Origin of the sequence: Pseudomonas sp. BF-R-01, assembly GCF_019946615.1 — a bacterium.
In the GTDB taxonomy this organism is placed as follows: domain Bacteria; phylum Pseudomonadota; class Gammaproteobacteria; order Pseudomonadales; family Pseudomonadaceae; genus Aquipseudomonas; species Aquipseudomonas migulae.
The window spans coordinates 16154-39204 of the sequence record NZ_JAGYFX010000042.1 but is presented as its reverse complement, the minus strand read 5'-3'; the positions used below and the strand labels follow the sequence as shown (position 1 = coordinate 39204).

General features: G+C 60.5%; 23 protein-coding genes. 13 read left to right on the top strand and 10 right to left on the bottom strand.

Features of this window, described 5'->3' with window-relative positions; genetic code table 11:
* The 3 genes from thiE to KGB27_RS17010 all read left to right on the top strand — a co-directional run bounded on the left by thiE (window position 1) and on the right by KGB27_RS17010 (window position 2703).
* Window positions 1–624 carry a thiamine phosphate synthase gene (thiE, locus tag KGB27_RS17020; protein ID WP_008044565.1) on the top strand — a complete coding sequence of 208 codons (624 nt, stop codon included), beginning with the start codon at window positions 1–3 and terminating at the stop codon, window positions 622–624.
* A gap of 15 nt (window positions 625–639) precedes the next feature.
* Window positions 640–1923, top strand: a complete 1284-nt coding sequence (gene hemL, locus KGB27_RS17015) for a glutamate-1-semialdehyde 2,1-aminomutase (RefSeq protein WP_223555416.1) — start codon at window positions 640–642, stop codon at window positions 1921–1923.
* Window positions 1924–2148: 225 nt separating this feature from the next.
* On the top strand, window positions 2149–2703 hold the full coding sequence (locus KGB27_RS17010; RefSeq protein ID WP_008035122.1) for a tetratricopeptide repeat protein: 555 nt from the start codon (window positions 2149–2151) through the stop codon (window positions 2701–2703).
* Window positions 2704–2822: 119 nt separating this feature from the next.
* Here the strand turns inward: KGB27_RS17010 and KGB27_RS17005 are convergent, their stop codons facing one another.
* On the bottom strand, window positions 2823–3152 hold the full coding sequence (locus KGB27_RS17005; RefSeq protein ID WP_007894425.1) for a DUF1820 family protein: 330 nt from the start codon (window positions 3150–3152) through the stop codon (window positions 2823–2825).
* Between the two features lie 135 nt (window positions 3153–3287).
* On the opposite strand from KGB27_RS17005, the gene miaB reads away from it, so the two are divergent.
* The 5 genes from miaB to lnt all read left to right on the top strand — a co-directional run bounded on the left by miaB (window position 3288) and on the right by lnt (window position 8705).
* The gene (gene miaB, locus KGB27_RS17000) at window positions 3288–4616 is read left to right on the top strand and encodes a tRNA (N6-isopentenyl adenosine(37)-C2)-methylthiotransferase MiaB (protein ID WP_032832882.1); all 1329 of its coding nucleotides are present in this window, start codon (window positions 3288–3290) and stop codon (window positions 4614–4616) included.
* 220 nt (window positions 4617–4836) lie between these two features.
* Entirely contained in the window at window positions 4837–5841 is a 1005-nt protein-coding gene (locus KGB27_RS16995) for a PhoH family protein (protein ID WP_207285484.1), read from the top strand.
* Window positions 5834–6328, top strand: coding sequence for an rRNA maturation RNase YbeY (gene ybeY, locus KGB27_RS16990; RefSeq protein ID WP_008035119.1), 495 nt, complete (start codon window positions 5834–5836; stop codon window positions 6326–6328). The genes KGB27_RS16995 and ybeY overlap by 8 nt, the downstream gene beginning before the upstream one ends.
* Before the next feature lie 5 nt (window positions 6329–6333).
* Window positions 6334–7173 (top strand): HlyC/CorC family transporter, encoded by an 840-nt coding sequence (locus KGB27_RS16985; protein WP_008035118.1) that lies wholly within the window; start codon window positions 6334–6336, stop codon window positions 7171–7173.
* 8 nt (window positions 7174–7181) lie between these two features.
* Window positions 7182–8705 (top strand): apolipoprotein N-acyltransferase, encoded by a 1524-nt coding sequence (lnt, locus tag KGB27_RS16980; protein ID WP_008044556.1) that lies wholly within the window; start codon window positions 7182–7184, stop codon window positions 8703–8705.
* Window positions 8706–8830: 125 nt separating this feature from the next.
* On the opposite strand, the gene KGB27_RS16975 is transcribed toward lnt, so the two are convergent.
* The gene (locus KGB27_RS16975; protein WP_008044554.1) at window positions 8831–9592 is read right to left on the bottom strand and encodes a YdcF family protein; all 762 of its coding nucleotides are present in this window, start codon (window positions 9590–9592) and stop codon (window positions 8831–8833) included.
* Window positions 9593–9699: 107 nt separating this feature from the next.
* Window positions 9700–10020 (bottom strand): hypothetical protein, encoded by a 321-nt coding sequence (locus KGB27_RS16970; RefSeq protein ID WP_008044553.1) that lies wholly within the window; start codon window positions 10018–10020, stop codon window positions 9700–9702.
* Window positions 10021–10299: 279 nt separating this feature from the next.
* On the opposite strand from KGB27_RS16970, the gene leuS reads away from it, so the two are divergent.
* From leuS to KGB27_RS16945, 5 genes are all read left to right on the top strand, one after another.
* Window positions 10300–12906, top strand: a complete 2607-nt coding sequence (gene leuS / locus KGB27_RS16965; RefSeq protein WP_008044551.1) for a leucine--tRNA ligase — start codon at window positions 10300–10302, stop codon at window positions 12904–12906.
* An 87-nt stretch (window positions 12907–12993) separates the two neighbouring features.
* The gene (lptE, locus tag KGB27_RS16960) at window positions 12994–13599 is read left to right on the top strand and encodes an LPS assembly lipoprotein LptE (RefSeq protein WP_008044550.1); all 606 of its coding nucleotides are present in this window, start codon (window positions 12994–12996) and stop codon (window positions 13597–13599) included.
* Window positions 13600–13638: 39 nt separating this feature from the next.
* On the top strand, window positions 13639–14676 hold the full coding sequence (gene holA, locus KGB27_RS16955; RefSeq protein WP_223555413.1) for a DNA polymerase III subunit delta: 1038 nt from the start codon (window positions 13639–13641) through the stop codon (window positions 14674–14676).
* 195 nt (window positions 14677–14871) lie between these two features.
* The gene (gene arfA, locus KGB27_RS16950) at window positions 14872–15036 is read left to right on the top strand and encodes an alternative ribosome rescue factor ArfA (protein ID WP_223555410.1); all 165 of its coding nucleotides are present in this window, start codon (window positions 14872–14874) and stop codon (window positions 15034–15036) included.
* Between the two features lie 62 nt (window positions 15037–15098).
* On the top strand, window positions 15099–16421 hold the full coding sequence (locus tag KGB27_RS16945; RefSeq protein ID WP_192228051.1) for a lytic murein transglycosylase: 1323 nt from the start codon (window positions 15099–15101) through the stop codon (window positions 16419–16421).
* Between the two features lie 109 nt (window positions 16422–16530).
* Here the strand turns inward: KGB27_RS16945 and KGB27_RS16940 are convergent, their stop codons facing one another.
* From KGB27_RS16940 to mltB, 7 genes are all read right to left on the bottom strand, one after another.
* A complete protein-coding gene (locus tag KGB27_RS16940; protein WP_223555408.1) occupies window positions 16531–17481 on the bottom strand; it encodes an LD-carboxypeptidase in 951 nt (316 codons plus the stop codon).
* A gap of 159 nt (window positions 17482–17640) precedes the next feature.
* Window positions 17641–18666 carry a lipoyl synthase gene (gene lipA / locus KGB27_RS16935; RefSeq protein WP_008035102.1) on the bottom strand — a complete coding sequence of 342 codons (1026 nt, stop codon included), beginning with the start codon at window positions 18664–18666 and terminating at the stop codon, window positions 17641–17643.
* A gap of 1 nt (window position 18667) precedes the next feature.
* The gene (lipB, locus tag KGB27_RS16930) at window positions 18668–19315 is read right to left on the bottom strand and encodes a lipoyl(octanoyl) transferase LipB (protein WP_008044547.1); all 648 of its coding nucleotides are present in this window, start codon (window positions 19313–19315) and stop codon (window positions 18668–18670) included.
* Window positions 19315–19590 carry a DUF493 domain-containing protein gene (locus KGB27_RS16925; protein ID WP_008022933.1) on the bottom strand — a complete coding sequence of 92 codons (276 nt, stop codon included), beginning with the start codon at window positions 19588–19590 and terminating at the stop codon, window positions 19315–19317. The genes lipB and KGB27_RS16925 overlap by 1 nt, the downstream gene beginning before the upstream one ends.
* Window positions 19591–19676: 86 nt before the next feature.
* Window positions 19677–20834, bottom strand: coding sequence for a D-alanyl-D-alanine carboxypeptidase family protein (locus KGB27_RS16920; protein WP_008035100.1), 1158 nt, complete (start codon window positions 20832–20834; stop codon window positions 19677–19679).
* 183 nt (window positions 20835–21017) lie between these two features.
* Complete coding sequence (locus KGB27_RS16915; RefSeq protein ID WP_008044546.1) at window positions 21018–22028, bottom strand: septal ring lytic transglycosylase RlpA family protein; 1011 nt, start codon at window positions 22026–22028, stop codon at window positions 21018–21020.
* Complete coding sequence (gene mltB / locus KGB27_RS16910; protein ID WP_008035098.1) at window positions 22028–23038, bottom strand: lytic murein transglycosylase B; 1011 nt, start codon at window positions 23036–23038, stop codon at window positions 22028–22030. Before mltB ends, KGB27_RS16915 begins: the two co-directional genes overlap by 1 nt.
* Between the last annotated feature and the right edge of the window lie 13 nt (window positions 23039–23051).

The window sequence follows — 23051 nt, the reverse complement described above, 5'->3', positions numbered from 1 at the left end:
ATGAAACTACGTGGCCTGTACGCCATTACCGACAGCCAGTTACTGGCCGGTAAATTTCTTTCGTACGTGGAGGCGGCGCTGGAAGGCGGCGTCACCCTGCTGCAATACCGCGACAAGAGCAGCGACGAGGCCCGCCGTCTGCGTGAAGCTGAAGCCCTGCGTGATTTGTGCGAACGCTACAAGACCCATCTGATCATCAATGACGATGCCGAACTGGCCGCACGCCTGAACGTCGGCGTGCACCTGGGCCAGACCGATGGCCCGCTGACCCCGGCCCGTGCGTTGCTCGGTCGCCAGGCGATCATCGGTTCGACCTGTCACGCGCAACTCGAACTCGCCGAACAAGCGGCCAAAGAAGGCGCCAGTTATGTCGCCTTCGGCCGTTTCTTCAATTCCAGCACCAAACCCGGCGCACCGACTTGCAGCCTCGAACTGCTCGACCAGGCCCGCAGCACATTGCACCTGCCGATCTGCGCGATCGGCGGCATCACCCTGGAAAACGCCGCCCCGCTGGTGGCCCACGGGGTCGATCTGCTGGCGGTGGTCCACGGCCTGTTTGGCGCCGAGAGCACGGCTGAAGTGACCCGTCGCGCCCGCGCATTCAACGAATTACTAAAAATCTGATTTGAGAGCCCCATCATGTCTCGTTCCGAAACGCTGTTTGCCAATGCCCAGAAACACATTCCCGGTGGCGTGAATTCACCTGTTCGCGCGTTCAAGAGCGTTGGCGGCACCCCCCTGTTTTTCAAACACGCTGAAGGCGCCTACGTCACCGACGAAGACGACAAGCGTTATGTGGATTACGTTGGTTCCTGGGGGCCGATGATCCTCGGCCACAGCCACCCGGACGTGCTGGACGCGGTGCGCAAGCAGCTGGAACACGGCTTGTCCTATGGCGCCCCGACCGAGATGGAAACCGAGATGGCGGACCTGGTCTGCTCGATCGTCCCATCGATGGAAATGGTGCGCATGGTCAGCTCCGGCACCGAAGCGACCATGAGCGCGATTCGCCTGGCCCGTGGTTTCACCGGTCGCGACAGCATCATCAAGTTCGAAGGCTGCTACCACGGCCACTCCGACAGCCTGCTGGTTAAAGCAGGTTCCGGCGCCCTGACCCAAGGTGTGCCGAGCTCGGCCGGTGTACCGGCGGCCTTCGCCAAACACACCCTGACCCTGCCGTTCAACGACATCGACGCCGTGGCAACCATGCTCGCTGAAGTGGGCCAGGACGTGGCCTGCATCATCGTCGAGCCGGTGGCCGGCAACATGAACTGCGTACCGCCGGCACCGGGCTTCCTCGAAGGCCTGCGGACCCTGTGCGACAAGCACGGCGTGGTGCTGATTTTCGACGAAGTGATGACCGGTTTCCGCGTTGCCCTCGGCGGTGCTCAAGCGCATTACGGCGTTACGCCGGACCTGACCACATTCGGCAAGATCATCGGTGGTGGCATGCCGGTTGGCTGCTTCGGCGGCAAACGCGCAATCATGTCGCACATCGCGCCACTGGGCCCGGTGTACCAGGCTGGCACCTTGTCGGGTAACCCGCTGGCAATGGCGGCCGGCCTGACGACCTTGCGCCTGATCAGCCGCCCAGGCTTCCACGCCGAACTGAGCGACTACACCAGCCGCCTGCTCGATGGCCTGCAACAGCGCGCCGACGCTGCCGGCATTCCGTTCGTGACCACCCAGGCCGGTGGCATGTTCGGCTTGTACTTCAGCGGCGCCGACGACATCGTCACCTTCGATGACGTGATGGCCAGCGACGCGAAGCTGTTCGGCCGCTTCTTCCACCTGATGCTCGAAGGTGGCGTGTACCTGGCGCCAAGTGCATTCGAAGCCGGCTTCACCTCGATCGCCCATGGCGAAGCCGAGTTGAAACTGACCCTGGATGCCGCCGAGCGCGCCTTCGCTGCATTGAAATAACGTTGTACCGCTGACGTTGGCGATTGCCAGCGTCAGCTTTCACCTACATTCCCGCCTCTTTTCCTACTCACCTGCCAATAATCCCCCGTAAAGTGGGCGATATATTCCCCGTGCAGCAGAAAAACGAGTAAAGACTTTGTAAGGTTGGCCCTGCTTATTTCATAATGCGCGCTTATTGGATCCCCTCGTTGGGTCCGCGCGCCCTTCAGAGGTAAGTCGATTCCCATGAACCGCACCGGCCGCGCCCTTGCAATGGGCTGCCTGTTGCTCCTTCAGCCCCTGCTCGCGCTCGCACAAGCAGGCGGCAACTCGTTGTTAATCCCAGCGATGGGTCGCTGCACCCTCAATACCCAGCCGCAAGACCTGGCACAGGCGCTCGCCGCCTGTCAGAAAGCGTCGGATGAAGGGGATGCGCAAGCGCAATACGAGTTGGGTGAGTTCTACTACGACGGCAAAAACACCCCGCGCGATCTGAAAAAAGCCCTGGATTACTTCGAAAAGGCCTCGCTGCAAGGCCATGCCCAGGCGCAATTCAAACTCGGCACCATGTTCTTCCACGGCGAAGGTGTACCGGCCAATAACGTTCAGGCATACATCGTGCTGAAAATGGCGGCGGTCAATGGTGCGGAAGAAGCGCTGGATACGGCGGATGAAGTCGCCGAGAAGATGCCGCGTGAAGAGCTTGAAGTGGCGACTCAGGTGCTTGGGCAGATCTTCCGCAAGTACCTGATGGAATTGCAAAGCGCCGATGGGCGTACGCCGTTTTCGCCTCTTCCCTGATTTCTGCCTCGATCTTTCTGGCCCCTTCGCGGGCAAGCCTCGCTCCTACAGGTCTTATGTGCACACATAACCTGTAGGAGCGAGGCTTGCCCGCGAAGGGCGCGACCCGGTCTTGAGCCTTACTTCTCAGGCATCGGCATCGGAAACGGCATCACATTGCCGACCGCGCCACGGGCTTCGCTGATTTTCGGGGTGCCCAGACGCTCGACTTCGTCGATGCGCACGATCGAATGCATCGGCACAAAACTGCGCACCACGCCCTCGAACTGAGCCTTGAGCTTCTCTTCGCTCGGGTCGACGACCACTTGCGTGCGCTCGCCAAAGACGAACTCTTCCACTTCCAGGAAGCCCCACAGATCACTTTGATAGATCTGCTTGGCGTACATTTCGTACACCTGGCCCTGATTGAGGAAAATCACCTTGTAGATTGGAGCTTCACGTTTGGTCATGGTGGGCGAGCAACACATCGGGGGATAAAAATGAGGGCGCGAACTATAGCATAGCCACCGGACGCGCAACGGTAGGAACCTTGGGACATGTTCCCTATAATGCGCGGTTCTTTGAATCACGTGATGACTGTATCCATGGCCAAGAAGCTTTACATCGAAACCCACGGTTGCCAGATGAACGAGTACGACAGCTCGCGCATGGTTGATCTGCTGGGTGAACATCAGGCCCTGGAAGTCACCGCTCGCGCTGAAGACGCCGACGTGATCCTGCTCAACACCTGCTCGATCCGCGAACGCGCCCAGGACCGGGTGTATTCCCAGCTCGGCCGCTGGCGTGAACTGAAACTGGCCAACCCGGAGATGGTGATCGCCGTCGGCGGTTGCGTCGCCAGCCAGGAAGGCGCCGCCATCCGCGATCGCGCACCGTACGTCGACGTGGTGTTCGGCCCGCAAACCCTGCACCGTCTGCCGGAAATGATCGACGCCGCCCGCGCTACCAAGCTGCCGCAAGTCGACGTCTCGTTCCCGGAAATCGAAAAATTCGACCACCTGCCCGAGCCACGCATCGATGGCCCGAGCGCTTATGTGTCGGTGATGGAAGGTTGCAGCAAGTACTGCACATTCTGCGTGGTGCCCTACACCCGCGGCGAAGAAGTCAGCCGCCCGTTCGATGACGTGATTGCCGAGATCATCCATCTCGCCGAGAACGGCGTGCGTGAAGTGACGTTGCTGGGCCAGAACGTCAACGGCTATCGCGGAACCACTCACGATGGTCGCCTGGCGGACCTCGCCGAGCTGATCCGCGTGGTCGCCGCTGTCGATGGCATCGACCGCATCCGCTACACCACTTCGCACCCGCTGGAGTTCTCCGACAGCCTGATCCAGGCACACGCCGAGGTACCGGAGCTGGTGAAACACCTGCACCTGCCGGTGCAATCGGGTTCGGACCGCATTCTGTCGGCGATGAAGCGCAACCACACGGCGCTGGAATACAAATCCAAACTGCGCAAGCTGCGCGCCGCCGTTCCGGGGATCTGCATCAGCTCGGACTTCATCGTCGGCTTCCCGGGCGAAACCGAAAAAGACTTCGAACAGACCATGAAGCTGATCGAAGACGTCGGTTTCGACTTCTCCTATTCGTTCGTCTATAGCCAGCGCCCAGGCACGCCGGCAGCCGATCTGGCCGACGAAACGCCGGAAGAACTGAAAAAAGAACGCCTGAACGCCTTGCAACATCGCCTGAACCAGCAAGGTTTCGAAATCAGCCGACAAATGGTCGGTTCGGTCCAGCGGATCCTGGTGACCGATTACTCGAAAAAAGACCCTGGCGAGCTGCAGGGCCGGACCGAGAATAACCGGATCGTCAACTTCCGCTGCGACAATCCAACCCTGATCGGCCAATTCGCCGACGTGCACATCGATGCGGCACAACCGCACTCGCTGCGCGGCTCTCTAATTCAATGACACCACAAAACCTGTAGGAGCGAGCGGTGCGGCGATCCGACTTGCCCGCGAAGGCCGCACCGAGATCTGTCATACGGACCGCGTTATCGTTCTTCGCGGGCAAGCCTCGCTCCTACAGGGGACGGTGTTTGGCGCTGGATTATTTAAGAGCTTTCGCACCCAGGCCACTGGCGTTATCCTTGATTTCATCTTAATTGCCCCAGGGCGGCTAAATACGACCTTGAACGCACCCATAGAACCACATCGTTTTATCCTCGAGCCCTTTGAGGCTCGCCGCTTTGCCAATCTGTGCGGGATGTTCGACGAGCACCTGCGCTTGATCGAGCAACGCCTGACCATCGAAATCCGCAACCGCGGAAATCAGTTCGAGCTGATCGGCGACCCCAAACACACCACCTCCGCGGAAAACCTCCTGCGCCGCCTGTACCGGGAAACCAAGGGTACCGAGCTGTCGCCGGACATGGTTCACCTGTTCCTGCAGGAATCGGCCGTCGAAGAGCTGGACAACGTTTCGCCGTCCGAACCTTCCGTGGCCCTGCGCACCAAAAAAGGCATGATTCGCCCTCGCGGCTTGAATCAGCTGCGCTACGTGAAGGAAATCCTCGGCAACGACATCAACTTCGGCATCGGTCCGGCCGGTACCGGCAAGACCTACTTGGCCGTTGCCTGCGCGGTAGATGCATTGGAACGCGAGCAGATCCGCCGCATCCTGCTGGTGCGCCCAGCGGTTGAAGCGGGCGAAAAACTCGGCTTCCTGCCCGGCGACCTGTCGCAAAAAATCGACCCGTACCTGCGTCCGCTCTACGACGCACTCTACGAAATGCTCGGCTTCGAATACGTCGCCAAGCTGATCGAGCGCCAGGTAATCGAAGTCGCGCCGCTGGCCTACATGCGCGGTCGCACGCTGAACAACAGCTTCATCATCCTCGACGAAAGCCAGAACACCACCGTCGAGCAGATGAAGATGTTCCTGACCCGGATCGGCTTCGGTTCCACAGCGGTCATCACCGGTGACATCACCCAGGTCGACCTGCCGAAAGGCACCAAGTCCGGGCTGCACCATGTGATCGAAGTGCTGAAAGACGTACCGGGCATCAGCTTCACCCATTTCATGCCCAAGGACGTCGTGCGCCATCCACTGGTGCAGCGGATCGTCGAAGCCTACGAGCGCTTCGAGAATCGCGGGGTAGACGAAACACCAAAGGACAGCCGCCGCGATGCTTGAGCTTGATCTGCAACTGGCCACCGAAGCATCTGCGCCAAGTGAAGCCGAGTTCCGCCAATGGTGTGAACTGGCCCTGCGCCAGCGCACCGCCGACTCCGAAATGACCATTCGCCTGGTCGACGAAGCGGAGGGGCGCGAGCTGAATCACACCTGGCGGCAAAAGGACTACGCCACCAACGTGCTGTCGTTTCCTGCCGATGTGCCTGACGAGTTTCTCGACATCCCGCTGCTGGGCGATCTGGTGATCTGCGTGGCGGTGGTCGAGCGCGAAGCCGCCGAACAAGGCAAGGAACCCAAGGCCCACTGGGCACATCTGGTCATTCACGGCTGCTTGCATCTGCTGGGTTACGACCATATAGATGACGACGAAGCCGAAGAAATGGAAGCACTGGAACGAACGTTGCTTGCTGAGTTGGGCTACCCCGACCCGTACGCGGACGACGAAACAGAAACATCCCCTATCGTTACAACAAAGGATTCAGAGTAATCGCTATGAGCGAAGATCGATCGAGCAACGGGCAGAAGTCATGGCTGGGTAAGCTCACCCAGGCTTTTGCCCACGAGCCGAAGAACCGTCAGGAGCTGCTGGAGCTCCTGCGCGATGCACATCAAAACAAGTTGCTGGACAGCGAAGCGCTGGCCATCGTCGAAGGCGCCATCCAGGTTGCAGACCTGCAAGTACGGGACATCATGGTCCCGCGTTCGCAGATGATCAGCATCAAGGCGACCCAGACACCCCGCGAGTTTTTGCCCGCCGTGGTCGACTCTGCCCACTCCCGCTACCCGGTCATCGGCGAAAGCCACGATGACGTGATGGGCGTGTTGCTGGCCAAGGACTTGCTGCCGTTGATCCTCAGGGAGAACGGTGACAGCTTCAACATCAAGGATCTGCTGCGCCCGGCCACCTTCGTGCCCGAGTCCAAGCGCCTGAACGTGCTGCTGCGCGAGTTCCGCGCCAACCACAACCACATGGCCATCGTCATCGACGAATACGGCGGCGTGGCAGGTCTGGTGACCATTGAAGACGTGCTGGAACAGATCGTCGGCGACATCGAGGACGAGCATGACGTCGAGGAAGACAGCTACATCAAGCCGCTGCCCAGCGGTGATTTCCTGGTCAAGGCCCTGACGCCGATCGAGAACTTCAACGAATTCTTCGACAGCGAGTTCTCCGACGACGAATTCGACACCGTTGGCGGCCTGGTGATGAGCGCGTTCGGGCACTTGCCAAAACGCAACGAAATCACTGAAATCGGCCCTTACCGCTTCCGTATCCTCAATGCGGACAGCCGTCGAATCCACCTTTTGCGCCTGACTCCAATTGCCCGTTAAGGACTGACATGCTCCGCGTAACCCGCCCCGGCTGGCCCGGTAACCTGCTGGCCGTGGCGGCCGGTGCACTCACCACCCTGGCCCTGGCGCCGTTCGATATCTGGCCGCTGGCACTGCTGGCGGTCGGGTTCTTTTATGCCGGTTTGCGCGAACTGAACCCACGTCAGGCCCTTGGCCGTGGCTGGTGTTTCGGTTTTGGCCTGTTTGGCGCGGGCACCAGCTGGATCTACTACAGCATTCACAACTTCGGTGGCGCTTCCGTGCTGCTGGCCGGGTTCCTGATGCTGCTCTTCACTGCAGCGATTGCCTGGTTTTTCGCCCTGCCCGCCTGGATCTGGGCGCGCTGGCTGCGACGCAACGAGGCGCCGCTGGCCGATGCCCTGGCGTTTGCGGCGTTGTGGGTCGGCCAGGAAGCGTTTCGTGGCTGGTTCCTGACCGGTTTCCCGTGGCTCTACTCCGGTTACAGCCAGCTCGACGGCCCGTTGGCCGGGCTCGCACCCGTGGGCGGGATGTGGCTGATTTCCTTCACCCTGGCCCTGACCGCCGCACTGATCTACAACGCCTTGCGCCTGGTGAAAGCGGGTCGTAAAGCCTTCATCGCCGCTGGCGTATTGCTGTTGCTCGGCCCTTGGGTCGCCGGCATCGCACTCAAGGGCCATGCCTGGACCACCCCGGCCGGCGAGCCGCTGAGCGTCGCGGCGATTCAAGGCAATATCGAACAAAGCATGAAGTGGGACCCGGCGCAGCTCAATGCGCAACTGGCGCTGTACCGCGACATGAGCTTCAGCTCCAAGCCAGTCGACCTGCTGATCTGGCCGGAAACCGCCGTCCCGGTGCTCAAGGAATCCGCCCAGGGCTACCTGAACATGATGGGAAACTTCGCCGCAGAACGTAAGAGCGCGCTGATTACCGGCGTACCGATCCGTGAAGAAGTCCACCACCAGAAGCGCTTCTACAACGGCATCACCGTAGTGGGTGAAGGCGATGGCACGTACCTCAAGCAGAAACTGGTGCCGTTCGGTGAGTACGTACCGTTGCAGGAAGTGCTGCGCGGGCTGATCGCCTTCTTCGATTTGCCGATGTCGGACTTTGCCCGCGGCCCCGCCGATCAGGCGATGCTGCAAGCCAAGGGTTATCAGATTGCGCCGTTCATCTGCTACGAGGTGGTTTATCCGGAATTCGCCGCCAGCCTTGCCGCTCGCAGCGATCTGTTGCTGACCATCAGCAACGACACCTGGTTCGGCACTTCCATCGGCCCGCTGCAACACTTGCAGATGGCGCAGATGCGCGCACTTGAGGCCGGTCGCTGGATGATCCGCGCCACCAACAACGGCGTCACCGGCCTGATCAACCCGTTTGGGCAGATCACTGTCCAGATCCCACAGTTCGAACGCGGCATTCTGTATGGCGAAGTGGTGCCAATGCACAACCTGACGCCGTATCTTGAATGGCGCTCGTGGCCGCTGATCATCGTGTGCGTGTTGTTGTTCGGCTGGGCGCTAGTGGCCAACCGGATGGCGAAAACCGTCTGAATCTCTGTAGGAGCGAGCTTGCTCGCGATGGACGTGAACGATGACGCGTGTTTGCCGCAAACAAGCGCCGCTTTCAGACTCATCGCGAGCAAGCTCGCTCCTATAGGGAATGTGCAAGTTTTGGGCTATCGGTAAAACAGCGGATACCCCACCTGCCCCGCCGCCTCATTCAACAACATCCCGCTTTGCCACACCGACTTGAATTCCGGGACCCAGCCCGCCAACGGCCGGGCATTATCCACCCCGAGAAACCCCATCGGCGCCGCCACCACCTCAAAACCCGCCTTCTGAAAACTCCAGACCGCTCGCGGCATGTGCCAGGCCTGGGTGACAACGACCACGCGCTTGACCCCTTCCGGCAACAACACCTCAGCACTGAATTGAGCGTTCTCCCACGTGGTGCGGCTGCGCTCTTCCTGCCAGCGCACGGTCACGCCGAAATCATCGCGCAACGAATCGGCCATCAACCTGGCTTCGCTCGGTGGTGTCCCGTAATGCAATCCGCCGCTGGTCAGGATCGGCAAGCCCGACGCCTTCGCCAGCCGCGCCGCATAGCGTTCGCGCTCCAGCGCGACACCGGTCGGCTGGTCGGCACCCCAGGCCAGGTCGCCACGTTCGCGCCCCGCACCGAGCACGATGATCGCGTCGGCGCGCTGAGCCAGGGTTGCCCACTCCTCGCGAGCCAGCGGCGGCTCGCGCTCCAGGGCTTTGGCGCCCCATTGCACAGCCACCGGCAGGCTCATCAGCCAGAAGCCGCCCGCCCCCAGCGCAAAGCACACACCGGCAAGGCGCGGTCTTGAGCGGCGAAACCACCAGGCAAGCACCAACAACAGCAACAAAATGCCGGGCGGCATGAGAAGGTGTTTAACGAAGTAACGAAAAGGCATCGAGCATCTCCTGAAGATGCTCGAAGCCTAAGTGGGTTGACGCAATGCGACAACAAATGCGAAAGGACTATGCTTTAAAAAACCACACGCCATGGGTTCAAGTGCCCTTACTTGAATTGCAGAGACCGGACCTTTACCGCGTCTTTGCCGGGTGCCTTGTCCTTGAGCCAGATGATCTTGGCCGAACGTGGTGCGTCGAGTTGCTTCACTGCTTCTGACAAGCATCCGTGTGTTTCACGTTCACTGCGATCCAGATACGCCTTGACCAGTTCAAACTCTGCGGGGCTCAGGCCACGCAGTTCCAGCTCCAGGGGACGTTCATCGCGCAACCGGCCAGCGGTTTTTGCCGCGTCCAAGGCCAATCCCAGACGATCGATCAGTCTTTCGTACAACTCCGGTTTTGTAACTTTTTGCTGTGACTCAACCATCCCTCACCTCATTGAAGATAAGACTCACTCCCCATTTAGAGCTTAGCTTCCATGAACAAACCGGCTGAACGCCGCGACCAACGGCCCTCGCAGCCATTTCTGCGAGACGCGCGGCAGTAATCAGGGTTTCCCTCGGTAGAGTGCGGTCATGTATGCTACGGCGCTTCCTGTAACTCCACTTCCAGCTCGTCTGGGCACCGAAACGCCGATTTGGCGTGATCACCGTCCAGCGTCGCATTGAAGAGGATTAGGCCACCCCTATTCAGTTCAAAAGTAGCCATGCACGAACAATATCAGCCCCGTGAAATCGAAGCCGCCGCCCAGTCGTTCTGGGACGAGCAAAAGTCCTTTGAAGTCAGTGAACAGCCAGGCAAGGAGACGTTCTATTGCCTGTCGATGTTCCCTTACCCCAGCGGCAAGCTACACATGGGGCATGTGCGCAACTACACCATCGGCGACGTGATCTCCCGCTACCAGCGCATGCAAGGCAAGAACGTCCTGCAACCCATGGGTTGGGACGCCTTCGGCATGCCGGCGGAAAACGCCGCGATGAAGAACAACGTAGCGCCCGCCAAGTGGACCTACGAAAACATCGCCTACATGAAATCCCAGCTGCGCAGCCTGGGCCTGGCGGTGGACTGGTCGCGTGAAGTGACCACCTGCAAGCCCGATTACTACCGCTGGGAACAATGGCTGTTCACTCGCCTGTTCGAAAAAGGCGTGATCTACAAAAAGAGCGGCACCGTGAACTGGGACCCGGTCGATCAGACCGTCCTGGCCAACGAGCAAGTGATCGACGGTCGCGGCTGGCGCTCCGGCGCGCTGATCGAAAAACGCGAAATCCCGATGTACTACTTCAAGATCACCGCGTACGCGGATGAACTGCTGGAGAGTCTCGACGATCTGCCGGGCTGGCCTGAACAGGTCAAGACCATGCAGCGCAACTGGATCGGCAAGTCCCGCGGCATGGAAGTGCAGTTCCCGTACAACGTCGACTCCATCGGCGAAGCCGGCGCGCTGAAAGTCTTCACCACCCGTCCGGACACCCTGATGGGCGCGACCTACGTCGCCGTGGCCGCCGAACACCACCTGGCCACCCTGGCCGCACAGAACAACCCCGAGCTGCAAGCGTTCATCGCTGAATGCAAGGGCGGCAGCGTCGCTGAAGCCGACGTCGCCACCCAAGAGAAAAAAGGCCTGCCGACCGGCCTGTTCGTCGAGCACCCACTGACCGGCGAGAAACTGCCAGTGTGGGTCGCCAACTATGTGCTGATGCACTACGGCGACGGCGCCGTCATGGCGGTTCCAGCGCATGACGAGCGTGATTTCGAGTTCGCCCACAAGTACAACCTGCCGGTCAAATCGGTGGTGCGCACCAGTTCAGGCGACACCAATCCGGCGCCGTGGCAAGACGCCTACGGCGAACACGGCACGCTGATCAACTCCGGCGAATTTGACGGCCTCGACTTCGCAGGCGCTTTCGACGCCATCGAAGTCGCGCTGATCAAGAAAAACCTCGGCGCATCGCGTACCCAGTTCCGCCTGCGCGACTGGGGCATCAGCCGTCAGCGTTACTGGGGCTGCCCGATCCCGATCATCCACTGCGGCACCTGCGGTGACGTGCCGGTCCCGGAAGACCAGCTGCCTGTCGTACTGCCGGAAGACGTGGTTCCGGACGGCGCCGGTTCGCCATTGGCCCGCATGCCCGAGTTCTACGAGTGCACTTGCCCGAAATGCGGCGCACCGGCCAAGCGTGAAACCGACACCATGGACACCTTCGTCGAGTCCTCGTGGTACTACGCCCGTTACGCCTCGCCGCACTATGAAGGCGGCCTGGTGGAAAAATCCGCAGCCGACCATTGGCTGCCGGTTGATCAGTACATCGGCGGCATCGAACACGCAATTCTTCACCTGCTCTACGCGCGCTTCTTCCACAAGCTGATGCGCGACGAAGGCCTGGTGAGCTCCAACGAGCCGTTCAAGAACCTGCTGACCCAGGGCATGGTGATCGCCGAGACTTACTATCGTCGCGAAGCCAATGGTGCTTACACCTGGTTCAACCCGGCGGACGTCGAACTCGAACGCGACAGCAAGGCCAAGGTCATCAGCGCCAAGTTGATCGCCGACGGCCTGCCGGTGGAAATCGGCGGCACCGAGAAGATGGCCAAGTCGAAGAACAACGGCGTCGACCCTCAGTCGATGATTGACCAGTTCGGCGCAGACACCTGCCGCCTGTTCATGATGTTCGCCTCGCCGCCTGACATGAGCGCGGAATGGTCCGACTCCGGAGTAGAAGGTTCGCACCGTTTCCTCAAGCGCGTCTGGCGTCTGGCTCAGGCCCACGTGACTCAGGGTCTGCCGGGCAAACTGGACATCGCCAGCCTGAACGACGAGCAGAAAGTCATTCGCCGTTCGATCCACCAGGCCATCAAACAGGCCAGCCACGACGTTGGCCAGAACCACAAATTCAACACCGCCATCGCCCAGGTGATGACGCTGATGAACGTGTTGGAAAAAGCCCCACAAGCGACCGAACAGGATCGCGCGCTGGTTCACGAAGGTCTGGAAACCGTGACGCTGTTGCTGGCTCCGATCACCCCGCACATCAGCCATGAGCTGTGGCATCGCCTGGGTCACGCCGATCCGGTGATCGACGCCGGTTGGCCAGTGCTGGACGACAGCGCACTGGTGCAGGACAGCCTGACACTGGTTATCCAGGTCAACGGCAAGCTGCGCGGCCAGATCGAAATGCCGGCCAGCGCGACTCGTGAAGAGATCGAAGCCGCTGCCCGCATCAACGAAAACGTGCTGCGTTTTGTCGACGGCCTGACTATTCGTAAAGTGATCGTAGTGCCCGGGAAACTGGTCAATATCGTCGCCAGCTAATTGGATCAGGCGCCAGGTGAGCCTGGCGCCGAGTAAAACCTTTCGGGCCGCATGATCGGCCCACATGGTTTCAAGGGGAGCAACAAGATGATCAAACGCAATTTGCTGGTGATGGGCCTCGCGGTCCTGTTGAGCGCCTGCGGTTTCCAGCTGCGCGGCACCGGCACCTATGAAATGGCGATCAAGGAAATCGACCTGAGCGCGCGCAATTCCTACGGTGAAACCGTGACGCTCATGCGTCAGGTGATGGAAAACAGCGGCATCAATGTCCACAGCGGCGCACCTTACAAACTGGTGCTGGCCGACGAAAAAGAAACCCAGCGCATTCTCAGCTACGCAGGCGCCGGCCGTACTGGCGAGTATGAGCTGAATACCGTGCTCGACTACGTCATCCTGGGTCGGAACGACCTGCTGCTGGTGAGCGACAAGATTGAAACGCAGCGAGTCTTCATTCACGACGGCAACAACCTGGTGGGTTCCGACCAGGAAGCCGCCGATGCCCGCAGGGACACGCGTCGTGAAATGGTTCAACGCATGATGATCCGCATGCAACAGCTCACGCCATCTCAGCTGGATCAGTTGCAAGAGACTGCCGAAGCCAGGGCCAAGGCTGAAGCCGCGGCACTTGAAGCAGCGCAAAAGGCTGAAGCGGAAACGCCGCGTCAGTCGCCTGTCGAAATCCCGCAGCAATAAGACTTACGGGGCGCTCAGGCGCCCCGTTTGCCCTCGCCTATGAAACTCGCCCCCGCCCAACTCGCCAAACACCTGCAAGGTACGCTCGCGCCGGTCTACATCATCAGTGGCGACGATCCGCTGCTGTGTCAGGAAGCCGCCGACGCCATTCGCGCAGCCGCCCGTCAACAGGGCTTCGATGAACGCCAGGTGTTCGCCGCCGAAGCCAGTTTCGACTGGGGAACGCTGCTGCAAGCCGGCGCAAGCATGTCGTTGTTCGCTGAAAAACGCCTGCTGGAACTGCGTCTGCCGTCCGGCAAACCCGGTGACAAAGGCGCAGCCGCATTCATCGAATACTGCTCGCGACCCGCCGAAGACACCGTGCTGCTGATCAGCCTGCCGAAGCTCGACGGCAGCGCGCAGAAAACCAAATGGGGCAAGGCGCTGGTCGAAGGTCAGCACACTCAGTTCGTGCAGATCTGGCCGGTGGACGCCAGCCAGTTGCCGGGCTGGATCCGGCAGCGCTTGTCCCAGGCCGGCCTGTCCGCCAGCCAGGACGCCGTGGAACTGATCGCCGCGCGAGTCGAGGGCAACTTGCTGGCGGCCGCGCAAGAGATCGAAAAGCTCAAGCTGATGGCCGAAGGCGGGCAGATTACCGTCGAAACCGTGCAAGCCGCAGTGGCCGACAGCGCGCGCTTCGATGTCTTCGGCCTGACCGATGCGATTCTCAACGGCGAGGCCGCTCACGCCCTGCGCATGCTCGAAGGGCTGCGCGGTGAAGGCGTCGAACCGCCCGTGATTCTCTGGGCGCTGGCCCGGGAACTGCGCTTGCTGGCCAACCTCTCGCTGCAATACAGCCAGGGCGTGCCGCTGGACAAGGCCTTCAGCTCTGCCCGACCGCCGGTCTGGGACAAACGCAAACCGCTGATGAGCAAAGCCTTGCAACGTTACTCGGCGCAACGCTGGGCACAGTTGTTGTTGGAAGCACAGCGCATCGACGCACAGATCAAAGGTCAGGCGGCGGGTTCGCCGTGGATGAGTTTGAGTCGGTTGTCGTTGTTGATGGCTGGGCAGAGATTGTCGTTGCCCGCAGAGTAATCGCATAACGGCCGTTCGCGGGCAAGTCGGACCGCCGCACCGCTCGTTCCTACAGTCAATCGATGACCCTGTAGGAGCGAGGCTTGCCCGCGAATGGCGTCCGAAAGGTCCTACGCAATGTGGGGTCTAGACAGAACCCCAACTTCGGCAGATTATTTCCCCCCGCAAAACCCCACTCAATCGAGAGATCCGATCATGAGCAAAAAGCCATCTAAACATGGCCCCAACAAGGCCAAATCCATCATCGCCCAGCCACTGTTCCGCAGCCATCAGGAACGAGCCGGCAAGGGCAAAGGCAGCTACCGCCGCGAAGCCTTCCAGTCTGACAACTGGGAGGCTTCTTACTTTCTGGCGGCCTGAAAGGCAAGCCATCGCTCAACATGTTAAGGTCTGCACCTGATCCGTATTCCCTGGACCCGTGCATGCCCCTTTGTATTTCCCGTCGTTGGCATTTGCGCCAATTGATTGCTGCCTCCAGCCTCGTTCTGCTTGTCGCCTGCGCGGAAAAACCGACCGCCGCCGACGCCCAACCGCTTCAGACCCTTCCCGTCGCGACAGCCCCAGCGGTGATCCCGCCCGTGGTGCCGACCGGTGAAAATCTCGACATCCAGCCGACCCAGACCTTCGCCGAATGGCAGGCGGGTTTCCGCAAGGATGCGCTGGCCGCCGGCATCCGCGCCGACCTGTTCGACCGCGCCTTCGCCAATGTCAGCCTGGACACCAGCGTGATCCGTGCCGACCGCAGCCAACCGGAATTTTCCCGCCCGGTGTGGGAATACCTCGATGGTGCCCTGTCGCCGCTGCGCGTGCGCAAAGGTCAGGCACTGGTCAGCCAGTACGCCGACATCCTGCAAAGCATCGAACAACGCTACGGCGTCGATCGTCAGGCACTGGTTGCGGTGTGGGGCATGGAAAGTAACTTCGGCCAGTTTCAGGGCAGCAAGTCGGTGATCAACTCCCTGGCGACCCTGGCCTACGAAGGCCGGCGCCCTGGTTTCGCCCACGCGCAATTGATCGCGGCCCTGCAGATCCTGCAACAGGGCGACATCGCGCCAGAGAAAATGCTCGGCTCCTGGGCCGGCGCCATGGGCCAGACCCAGTTCATCCCGACCACCTACAACACCCACGCCGTGGACTTTGATGGCGACGGCCGTCGCGACATCTGGGGCAGCTCCGCCGACGCCCTGGCGTCGACCGCGCACTACCTGCAAAGCTCTGGCTGGCAGAAAGGCCAGCCATGGGGCTTTGAAGTGCAGCTGCCGGGCAGCTTCAACTACGTGCTGGCCGATGGCTCGATCCGCAAGAGCGTCGCCGAATGGCAGCAATTGGGCGTCACGCTGCCGAACGGCGGCCAGGTTCCGGCCGGCTCGGAACACCTGTCCGCGGCCCTGCTGCTGCCGGCGGGCTATCGTGGCCCGGCATTCCTGGTGCTCGACAACTTCCGTGCGATCCTCAAGTACAACAACTCGTCGTCCTATGCGCTGGCCGTCAGTTTGTTGTCCGAGCGCTTCAACGGCGCGGGGTTCATCAATGGCACCTGGCCCAAGGATGATTTGCCGCTGAGCCGTACCGAACGGATCGAGCTGCAAAACCTGCTGAGCGCGCAGAAATACGAAGCGGGCACCGCCGACGGCATCATCGGCGCCAACACCCGCAAAGCGATCCGCAGCGCCCAGCAGTCGTTTGGCTGGCCGGCGGACGGGTATCCGACGCATAAGCTGCTTGAAGGGCTGCGTAACCGCTAAAAGCTTCGCGGGCAAGTCGGATCGCCGCACCGCTCGCTCCTACAGGAGTTACATGTTCCCTGTAGGAGCGAGGCTTGCCCGCGAAGACTGACTATCAAACGACAAATATCTACCGTTTGATCACAACATCCTGCTCCAACACCAATTCCTTATTGCCCGCATCCAGCCGGACCAATGCCCCCATCGGCAACGTCAGGTTCGGATCGCAATGCCCGCTTCGCCACCCGGCCAGAACCGGAATCCGCAGCGGTTCAAAGGTCTGCTTGAGCAACCGCTCCAGCGCAATCGAATCGACCCCCGCCACATCCCCCACCAGAACCCCGCGCAACTTGCCCAGCGTGCCGGCCAGACGCAGATGAGTCAGCAGCCGGTCGATCCGATACAACGGCTCGTTGATGTCCTCGATAAGCAGGATGACGCCCTCGGCCTCGATTTCATAAGGCGTGCCCATGGTCGCGGCAATCATCGACAGATTACCGCCCAGCAAGCGCCCGTGAGCGATGCCAGGCTCGATTGTGGTCAACGGGTAAGCCACCGGGTGCGTCAACACACTGCCCGCCTTCACCTGCCCCCTGAGCATGTTGAAAAACGAGGACTCGGTAGGTTTTTGCTTGTCCCCCAACAAATCAGCGTTGAGCAGCGGGCCATGAAAAGTCACGAACCCGGCATAACGGCTGATCGCCAGGTGCAGCGCCGTGATATCGCTGTAGCCGATGAACGGCTTGGCGTTGTTCTGCAATAGTTCGAAATCAATGCGATCGAGCAAACGCGGCGTGCCGTAACCACCGCGCAGGCAAATGATCGCATCGACCTCGCTGTCCGCGAACGCGGCGTGCAGGTCATTGAGCCGCACATCGTCGCTGCCGGCCAGGTAGCCGTCCTGCTCATACACACCGGGGAAAATCCGCAACGCGTAACCGCGCGCGCGCATCCAGCTGATGGCCTTATCGGTGTCCAGTGCAGCGGGGCCTGCGGGCGCAATGACGCCGATCAGCCCTTGCGAGGGCAAGGCCGGAACGGGTTTATGGGGAAAAAGAGTGTGGGTCGGTCGAACGGTCATCCATGAATCTCCCTGCGCGAAAGCTTCTGCACACAGTAGTCAGGAACGGGAATAAACAGAAGAGGGACAGTCGCCCCACAGCGTGCAGGAAAAGACTGTAGTTGCCGTAAGCACGGCAAAAAAATGCCCGCAAGGCTGAAAAGCCTTGCGGGCGTTTTGTTACAACGACGAGATCAGTTCAGCTTTAACCAGCTTCGCCTGCTCGTCGGCGTGGTACGAGGAACGTACCAACGGACCGGAAGCGACGTTCTTGAAGCCCATCTTGTAACCTTCCTCGGCGAACCAGGCGAAGGTGTCCGGGTGCACGAAACGTTGCACCGGCAAGTGGCTGCGGGACGGTTGCAGGTACTGGCCGAGGGTCAGCATGTCGATGTCGTGCTCGCGCATGCGCTTCATGACTTCGATGACTTCTTCGTCGGTCTCGCCCAGACCCAGCATCAGGCCGGACTTGGTCGGAATGTGCGGCATCATCTGCTTGAAGCGTTGCAGCAAGGTCAGCGACCACTGGTAGTCCGAACCCGGACGCGCAGCCTTGTACAGGCGCGGCACGGTTTCCAGGTTGTGGTTGAACACATCCGGTGGCTCGGCGGCGGTGATTTCCAGCGCCACGTCCATGCGCCCACGGTAATCCGGGACCAGGGTTTCGAGCTGCACGTTCGGCGACAGCTTGCGGATTTCGCGGATGCAGTCGGCAAAGTGCTGGGCACCGCCGTCACGCAGGTCGTCGCGGTCAACCGAAGTGATCACTACGTATTTCAGTTTCAGGTCGGCGATGGCAATGGCCAGGCTTTCCGGCTCATTCACGTCCAGTGGTTTCGGACGGCCGTGGCCAACGTCGCAGAACGGGCAGCGACGGGTGCAGATGTCGCCCATGATCATGAAGGTCGCGGTGCCGCCGGAGAAGCACTCGCCCAGGTTCGGGCAGGACGCTTCTTCGCACACACTGTGCAGCTTGTGCTTGCGCAGCAACGCCTTGATGCGGTCGACTTCCGGGGAAACCGGGATGCGCACGCGGATCCAGTCAGGTTTCTTCGGCAGTTCGGTGGTAGGAATGATCTTTACCGGGATGCGTGCAACCTTCTCGGCGCCGCGCAGCTTGACGCCGGCTTCAACCTTGGCACGCGGGGCCGGACGCTCGGTGACATCCAGCGTCGGGATCATGGTTTGCACTGCATCAGTAGTCATATCAGTCGATTCCGCCCGTTAGGGTCGTCTGCTCAGCATAGTCGAGGTGTTTGACGAGCTGCGCGCGCAGCCGGGCACTTACCTCGGCAAATTCAATCGATCCTGCGTGATCGCTCAGCTGGGTCATCGCCAGCCCGGCGTAGCCGCAGGGATTAATCCGTCGAAACGGTTCCAGGTTCATGTCCACGTTCAGGGCCAGGCCATGAAAGGAACAACCGTGGCGGATCCGCAGACCCAGGGAAGCGATTTTCGCCCCATCGACGTAGACACCCGGTGCATCCGGCTTGGCCGCAGCCGTCACGCCGTAGCTGGCCAGCAGCTCGATCAGGCAGAGTTCCATGCGGGTGACCAGGTCACGCACGCCAAAACCCAGCTTGCGCACATCGAGCAACAGATAGGCGACCAACTGGCCGGGACCGTGATAAGTCACCTGACCACCGCGATCGACCTGCACCACCGGAATATCCCCCGGCAGCAACAAGTGCTCGGCCTTGCCGGCCTGGCCCTGAGTGAACACCGGTGGGTGCTCAACCAGCCAGATTTCGTCCGCGGCATCGCTGCCGCGTTCGTTGGTGAAACGTTGCATGGCATGCCAGACCGGCTCGTACGCCATCTGGCCGAGCTCGCGAAAGCCCAGCGTGCCAGACATCACAGCACCATGTGCACGAAGCCGGTAGCCCGCAGTTCGCTGTTGATGTTGTACAGCTGGTCCTGGTCGGTGGCGACGATGTGCAATTGAATCGTGGTGTATTTGCCGTTGGTGCTTTGGCGTTCATCCACACGGTCATGGTTGATCGTCGCGTGTTTCTTGACGATCTCGATGATCCTGTCTTTGTTGCCAACACCGGTATCGCTGATCACCTTAACCGGGTAATCAACGTTGGGGAATTCGATCTTGGGCGCCTTTACTTCAGTATCGGTCATGGCGTAACGGCCTCGTAAGCGTAAGCCGTGGCGACGGGCATGACCCCGCGCCGGATGAGCGCGGGACCATGCAGGTGCACACTAATTCAGTTGAACAAGCCGTAGAAGAATAGACGGATGCTATCCCACATGCGACGGAAGATACCACCCTCTTCGACGCCATCCAGAGCGATCAGGTCAGCGCTGTGCACCACCTTGTCGTCCAGTTTGACTTCGACTTTACCGATCACGTCGCCCTTGGCGATTGGCGCAACCAGTTGCGGGTTCATGGTCATGCTGGCAGCGAGCTTTTTCAGCTGGCCTTTTGGCAGGGTCATGGTCAGGTCTTCAGCCAGGCCGGCCTTGACTTGATTGGTGGAGCCTTTCCAGACAGGGGCCTGAGCCAGCTCGGCGCCTTTCTGATAGAAGGTCTGGGTTTCGAAGAAACGGAAACCGTAGGTCAGCAGCTTCTGGGTTTCCGACGCACGTGCCACTTCGCTGTTGGTGCCGAACACCACGGCGATCAGGCGCATGCCATCACGTACGGCCGAAGACACCATGCAGTAGCCGGCTTCATCGGTGTGGCCGGTTTTCAGACCGTCGACCGTCTTGTCGCGCCACAGCAGCAGGTTACGGTTAGGTTGCTTGATGCCGTTCCAGAAGAACTCTTTCTGCGAGTAGATCGCATAGTGAGCCGGGTCTTCGTGGATGATCGCGCGAGCCAGCACGGCCATGTCGTGAGCCGACGAGTAGTGCTCAGGGTTCGGCAGACCGGTCGGGTTCATGAAGTGGCTGTTGGTCATGCCCAGGTCGGCCACGGTTTTGTTCATCATGTCGGCGAAAGCGTCTTCGCTGCCGGCGATGTGCTCGGAGAGCGCAACACTGGCGTCGTTACCCGACTGAATGATGATGCCGTGCAGCAGGTCGCTGACGGTCACTTGCGAACCGACTTTGATGAACATCCGCGAACCGCCGGTGCGCCAGGCGTTTTCGCTGACGGTCACCGGGTCGTTTTCGCCGATCTGGCCACGACGGATTTCCAGCGTCGCGATGTACGCGGTCATCAGCTTGGTCAGGCTGGCAGGCGGCAGACGCTGGTCACCGTTGTTCTCGACCAGCACGTTGCCGCTGCTGGCATCCATGAGCACATAGGCTTTGGCGGCCAGTTGTGGCGGCGACGGCATCATCTCGACCGCGAAAGCGGCAGGCGAGAGGAGCAGCGGGACTAGAAGGCACAGGCGTTTGGCAAAGGTGGTGATGTTCATCCGTCTCTCGAAATCGCTAATGGAAACTGCCCGAAGGCAAAACTAATCTAGATGACCTTCTGACGGGCCATCGCGTGTTCAGTCGTTCACTCAGTACCCTTGCCGGGCTTTTGTTCTTCAACGAGCCAACAACCAGGTCCACCCCTCAAAACCGCAAGTGAACCGTCAATCAAGTACTACGTATTACTCGGCGGTGACCACGCTCGGCGAACCGAGATTGGCCAGGCGCACGCTGTTCTGCACTTGCTGGATTTCACCCGGCGAGCCGATCGGCCCCAGGCGCACCCGATGCAGTGTCTGTTGATTGCGCACGATCGAGCTGATGAACACCGGAGCGCTCACCATCCCGCTGAGCTTCGATCTCAGGAGTTCTGCAGCGTCCGGGTTGGCGAACGCGCCCACCTGCAGATACTGGCCAGAGGCTGGTACAGAAGCGTTTTTTTTTGCATCGATCTGCACGGGAACAACGGCCGCGGCGTGTTGCTGCGGCGGAGGCGTCCATTGCTCGACCGTGCCGGCCGATGCGGTAATCGTCGGCGCGGCATTTTGCGCTACTTGTGGCTCGTTGAGCATCAAAGGCGCCGGACGGCCTTTGGCCGCCCACCATTGCTGCGGGTCGATGCCTTCGACCTTGACCCGTGCGGTGCCGGTTTCGGCGTAGCCGAGTTTCTTCGCGGCAGCGTAGGACAAGTCGATGATGCGATCCGAGTAAAACGGCCCGCGATCGTTGACCCGCAAAATCACTGACTTGTTGTTGTCGAGATTGGTCACCCGAACGTAACTCGGCAGTGGCAAGGTCTTGTGAGCGGCGCTCATGCCATACAGGTCGTAAACCTCGCCATTGGCGGTGTTCTGGCCGTGGAACTTGGTGCCGTACCAGGACGCCGTGCCCGAGGCGACGTAGGTCTTGGATTCTTGCAGCGGGAAGTAAGTCTTGCCCAGCACGGTGTACGGGTTGGCTTTGTAAGGGCCGGTGTGCAGGGTCGGCGTGGCATCCGGGATGCGCGATACGTCGACGTCCCACCACGGTGCGCCATCTTTGTGGGCGCGGTTGATGTCCAGCCCTGGCGCCGAGCGCACGGCGGTGGATGATTTCTGTGACGGTGCGCGGCTGGTCGAACAACTGGCGACCAGCACTGCCAACGCGGCGAATGCCATCAGCTTCAGGGGTTTATTCATAGGCAATGCCCGCATTACTTGACGCCCCGTGCTTGGACCAGCTGTTCAGACAGTTGATGTACTGCCATGGCGTACATCACGCTGCGGTTATAACGCGTGATTGCGTAAAAATTCGTCAGGCCCATCCAGTATTCAGGGCCATTGTCACCTTCCAGGCGGAATGCCGTGACCGGCATATCATCGCGCAGCGCATCATGACTTGACCACCCTAGAGCCCGCAACTCCCCGACGGTTTTAGTCGGTTCGATGCCGGTGGTCAAACCTTCGTCGACCTGATCGCCACGCACATCGGCGCGGCTGACCACCGGTTCGCCGGCCACCCAGCCGTGACGCTTGAAGTAACTGGCGACGCTGCCGATGGCATCGTCCGGATTGGTCCAGATATTAATGTGGCCGTCACCGTCGAAGTCCACCGCATAGGCGCGGAAGCTGCTCGGCATGAACTGCGGCAAGCCCATCGCCCCGGCGTAGGAACCTTTGAGGGTCAATGGATCGACCTGCTCTTCCCGGGCCAGCAACAGGAATTCACGCAATTCCTTGCGGAAGAATTCGGCACGGGGAGGATAGTCGAAACCCAGGGTCGACAAGGCGTCGATAACCCGGTAATTGCCGGTATTTCGACCAAAAAAGGTCTCAACGCCGATGATCGAGACAATCACCTGGGCCGGTACGCCATATTCCTGCTCGGCACGGGCGAGTACCGCCTCGTGCTGCCGCCAGAAATCCACGCCGCGTGCGATACGCGCGTCGGTGATGAACATCGGGCGATATTCTTTCCACTGTTTGACCCGCTCGGCGGGCTTGGAGATAGCGTCCAGAATCGACTGCTTGCGCTCGGCTTCGCGGAACACGCCCATCAGCTGTTCACCGGCAAAACCGTAGTCGCGGGTCATTTCACCGACGAAGCCGGCCACCTGGGGTGAGCCTTCGTAATCGCCGGCCAACGCGTCCTGCGCTGTGCCAAGGATGCTTACCAGGCCGACCCATGGCGCGTATCGAGTCGCCCAGCCACGCATTACTTGCATTGAAATCTTCACC

Excerpts from the sequence above, each read along its gene's own strand:
- KGB27_RS16920 (WP_008035100.1), bottom strand. The coding sequence starts at position 20,834 with ATGAACATCACCACCTTTGCCAAACGCCTGTGCCTTCTAGTCCCGCTG.
- lipB (WP_008044547.1), bottom strand. The coding sequence starts at position 19,315 with ATGTCTGGCACGCTGGGCTTTCGCGAGCTCGGCCAGATGGCGTACGAG.
- miaB (WP_032832882.1), top strand. The coding sequence starts at position 3,288 with ATGGCCAAGAAGCTTTACATCGAAACCCACGGTTGCCAGATGAACGAG.
- hemL (WP_223555416.1), top strand. The coding sequence starts at position 640 with ATGTCTCGTTCCGAAACGCTGTTTGCCAATGCCCAGAAACACATTCCC.
- leuS (WP_008044551.1), top strand. The coding sequence starts at position 10,300 with ATGCACGAACAATATCAGCCCCGTGAAATCGAAGCCGCCGCCCAGTCG.
- KGB27_RS16940 (WP_223555408.1), bottom strand. The coding sequence starts at position 17,481 with ATGACCGTTCGACCGACCCACACTCTTTTTCCCCATAAACCCGTTCCG.
- arfA (WP_223555410.1), top strand. The coding sequence starts at position 14,872 with ATGAGCAAAAAGCCATCTAAACATGGCCCCAACAAGGCCAAATCCATC.
- KGB27_RS16915 (WP_008044546.1), bottom strand. The coding sequence starts at position 22,028 with ATGCGGGCATTGCCTATGAATAAACCCCTGAAGCTGATGGCATTCGCC.
- mltB (WP_008035098.1), bottom strand. The coding sequence starts at position 23,038 with ATGCAAGTAATGCGTGGCTGGGCGACTCGATACGCGCCATGGGTCGGC.
- KGB27_RS16985 (WP_008035118.1), top strand. The coding sequence starts at position 6,334 with ATGAGCGAAGATCGATCGAGCAACGGGCAGAAGTCATGGCTGGGTAAG.
- KGB27_RS16975 (WP_008044554.1), bottom strand. The coding sequence starts at position 9,592 with ATGCCTTTTCGTTACTTCGTTAAACACCTTCTCATGCCGCCCGGCATT.
- lnt (WP_008044556.1), top strand. The coding sequence starts at position 7,182 with ATGCTCCGCGTAACCCGCCCCGGCTGGCCCGGTAACCTGCTGGCCGTG.
- KGB27_RS17010 (WP_008035122.1), top strand. The coding sequence starts at position 2,149 with ATGAACCGCACCGGCCGCGCCCTTGCAATGGGCTGCCTGTTGCTCCTT.
- lptE (WP_008044550.1), top strand. The coding sequence starts at position 12,994 with ATGATCAAACGCAATTTGCTGGTGATGGGCCTCGCGGTCCTGTTGAGC.
- holA (WP_223555413.1), top strand. The coding sequence starts at position 13,639 with ATGAAACTCGCCCCCGCCCAACTCGCCAAACACCTGCAAGGTACGCTC.
- KGB27_RS16970 (WP_008044553.1), bottom strand. The coding sequence starts at position 10,020 with ATGGTTGAGTCACAGCAAAAAGTTACAAAACCGGAGTTGTACGAAAGA.
- ybeY (WP_008035119.1), top strand. The coding sequence starts at position 5,834 with ATGCTTGAGCTTGATCTGCAACTGGCCACCGAAGCATCTGCGCCAAGT.
- thiE (WP_008044565.1), top strand. The coding sequence starts at position 1 with ATGAAACTACGTGGCCTGTACGCCATTACCGACAGCCAGTTACTGGCC.
- KGB27_RS16945 (WP_192228051.1), top strand. The coding sequence starts at position 15,099 with ATGCCCCTTTGTATTTCCCGTCGTTGGCATTTGCGCCAATTGATTGCT.
- lipA (WP_008035102.1), bottom strand. The coding sequence starts at position 18,666 with ATGACTACTGATGCAGTGCAAACCATGATCCCGACGCTGGATGTCACC.
- KGB27_RS17005 (WP_007894425.1), bottom strand. The coding sequence starts at position 3,152 with ATGACCAAACGTGAAGCTCCAATCTACAAGGTGATTTTCCTCAATCAG.
- KGB27_RS16925 (WP_008022933.1), bottom strand. The coding sequence starts at position 19,590 with ATGACCGATACTGAAGTAAAGGCGCCCAAGATCGAATTCCCCAACGTT.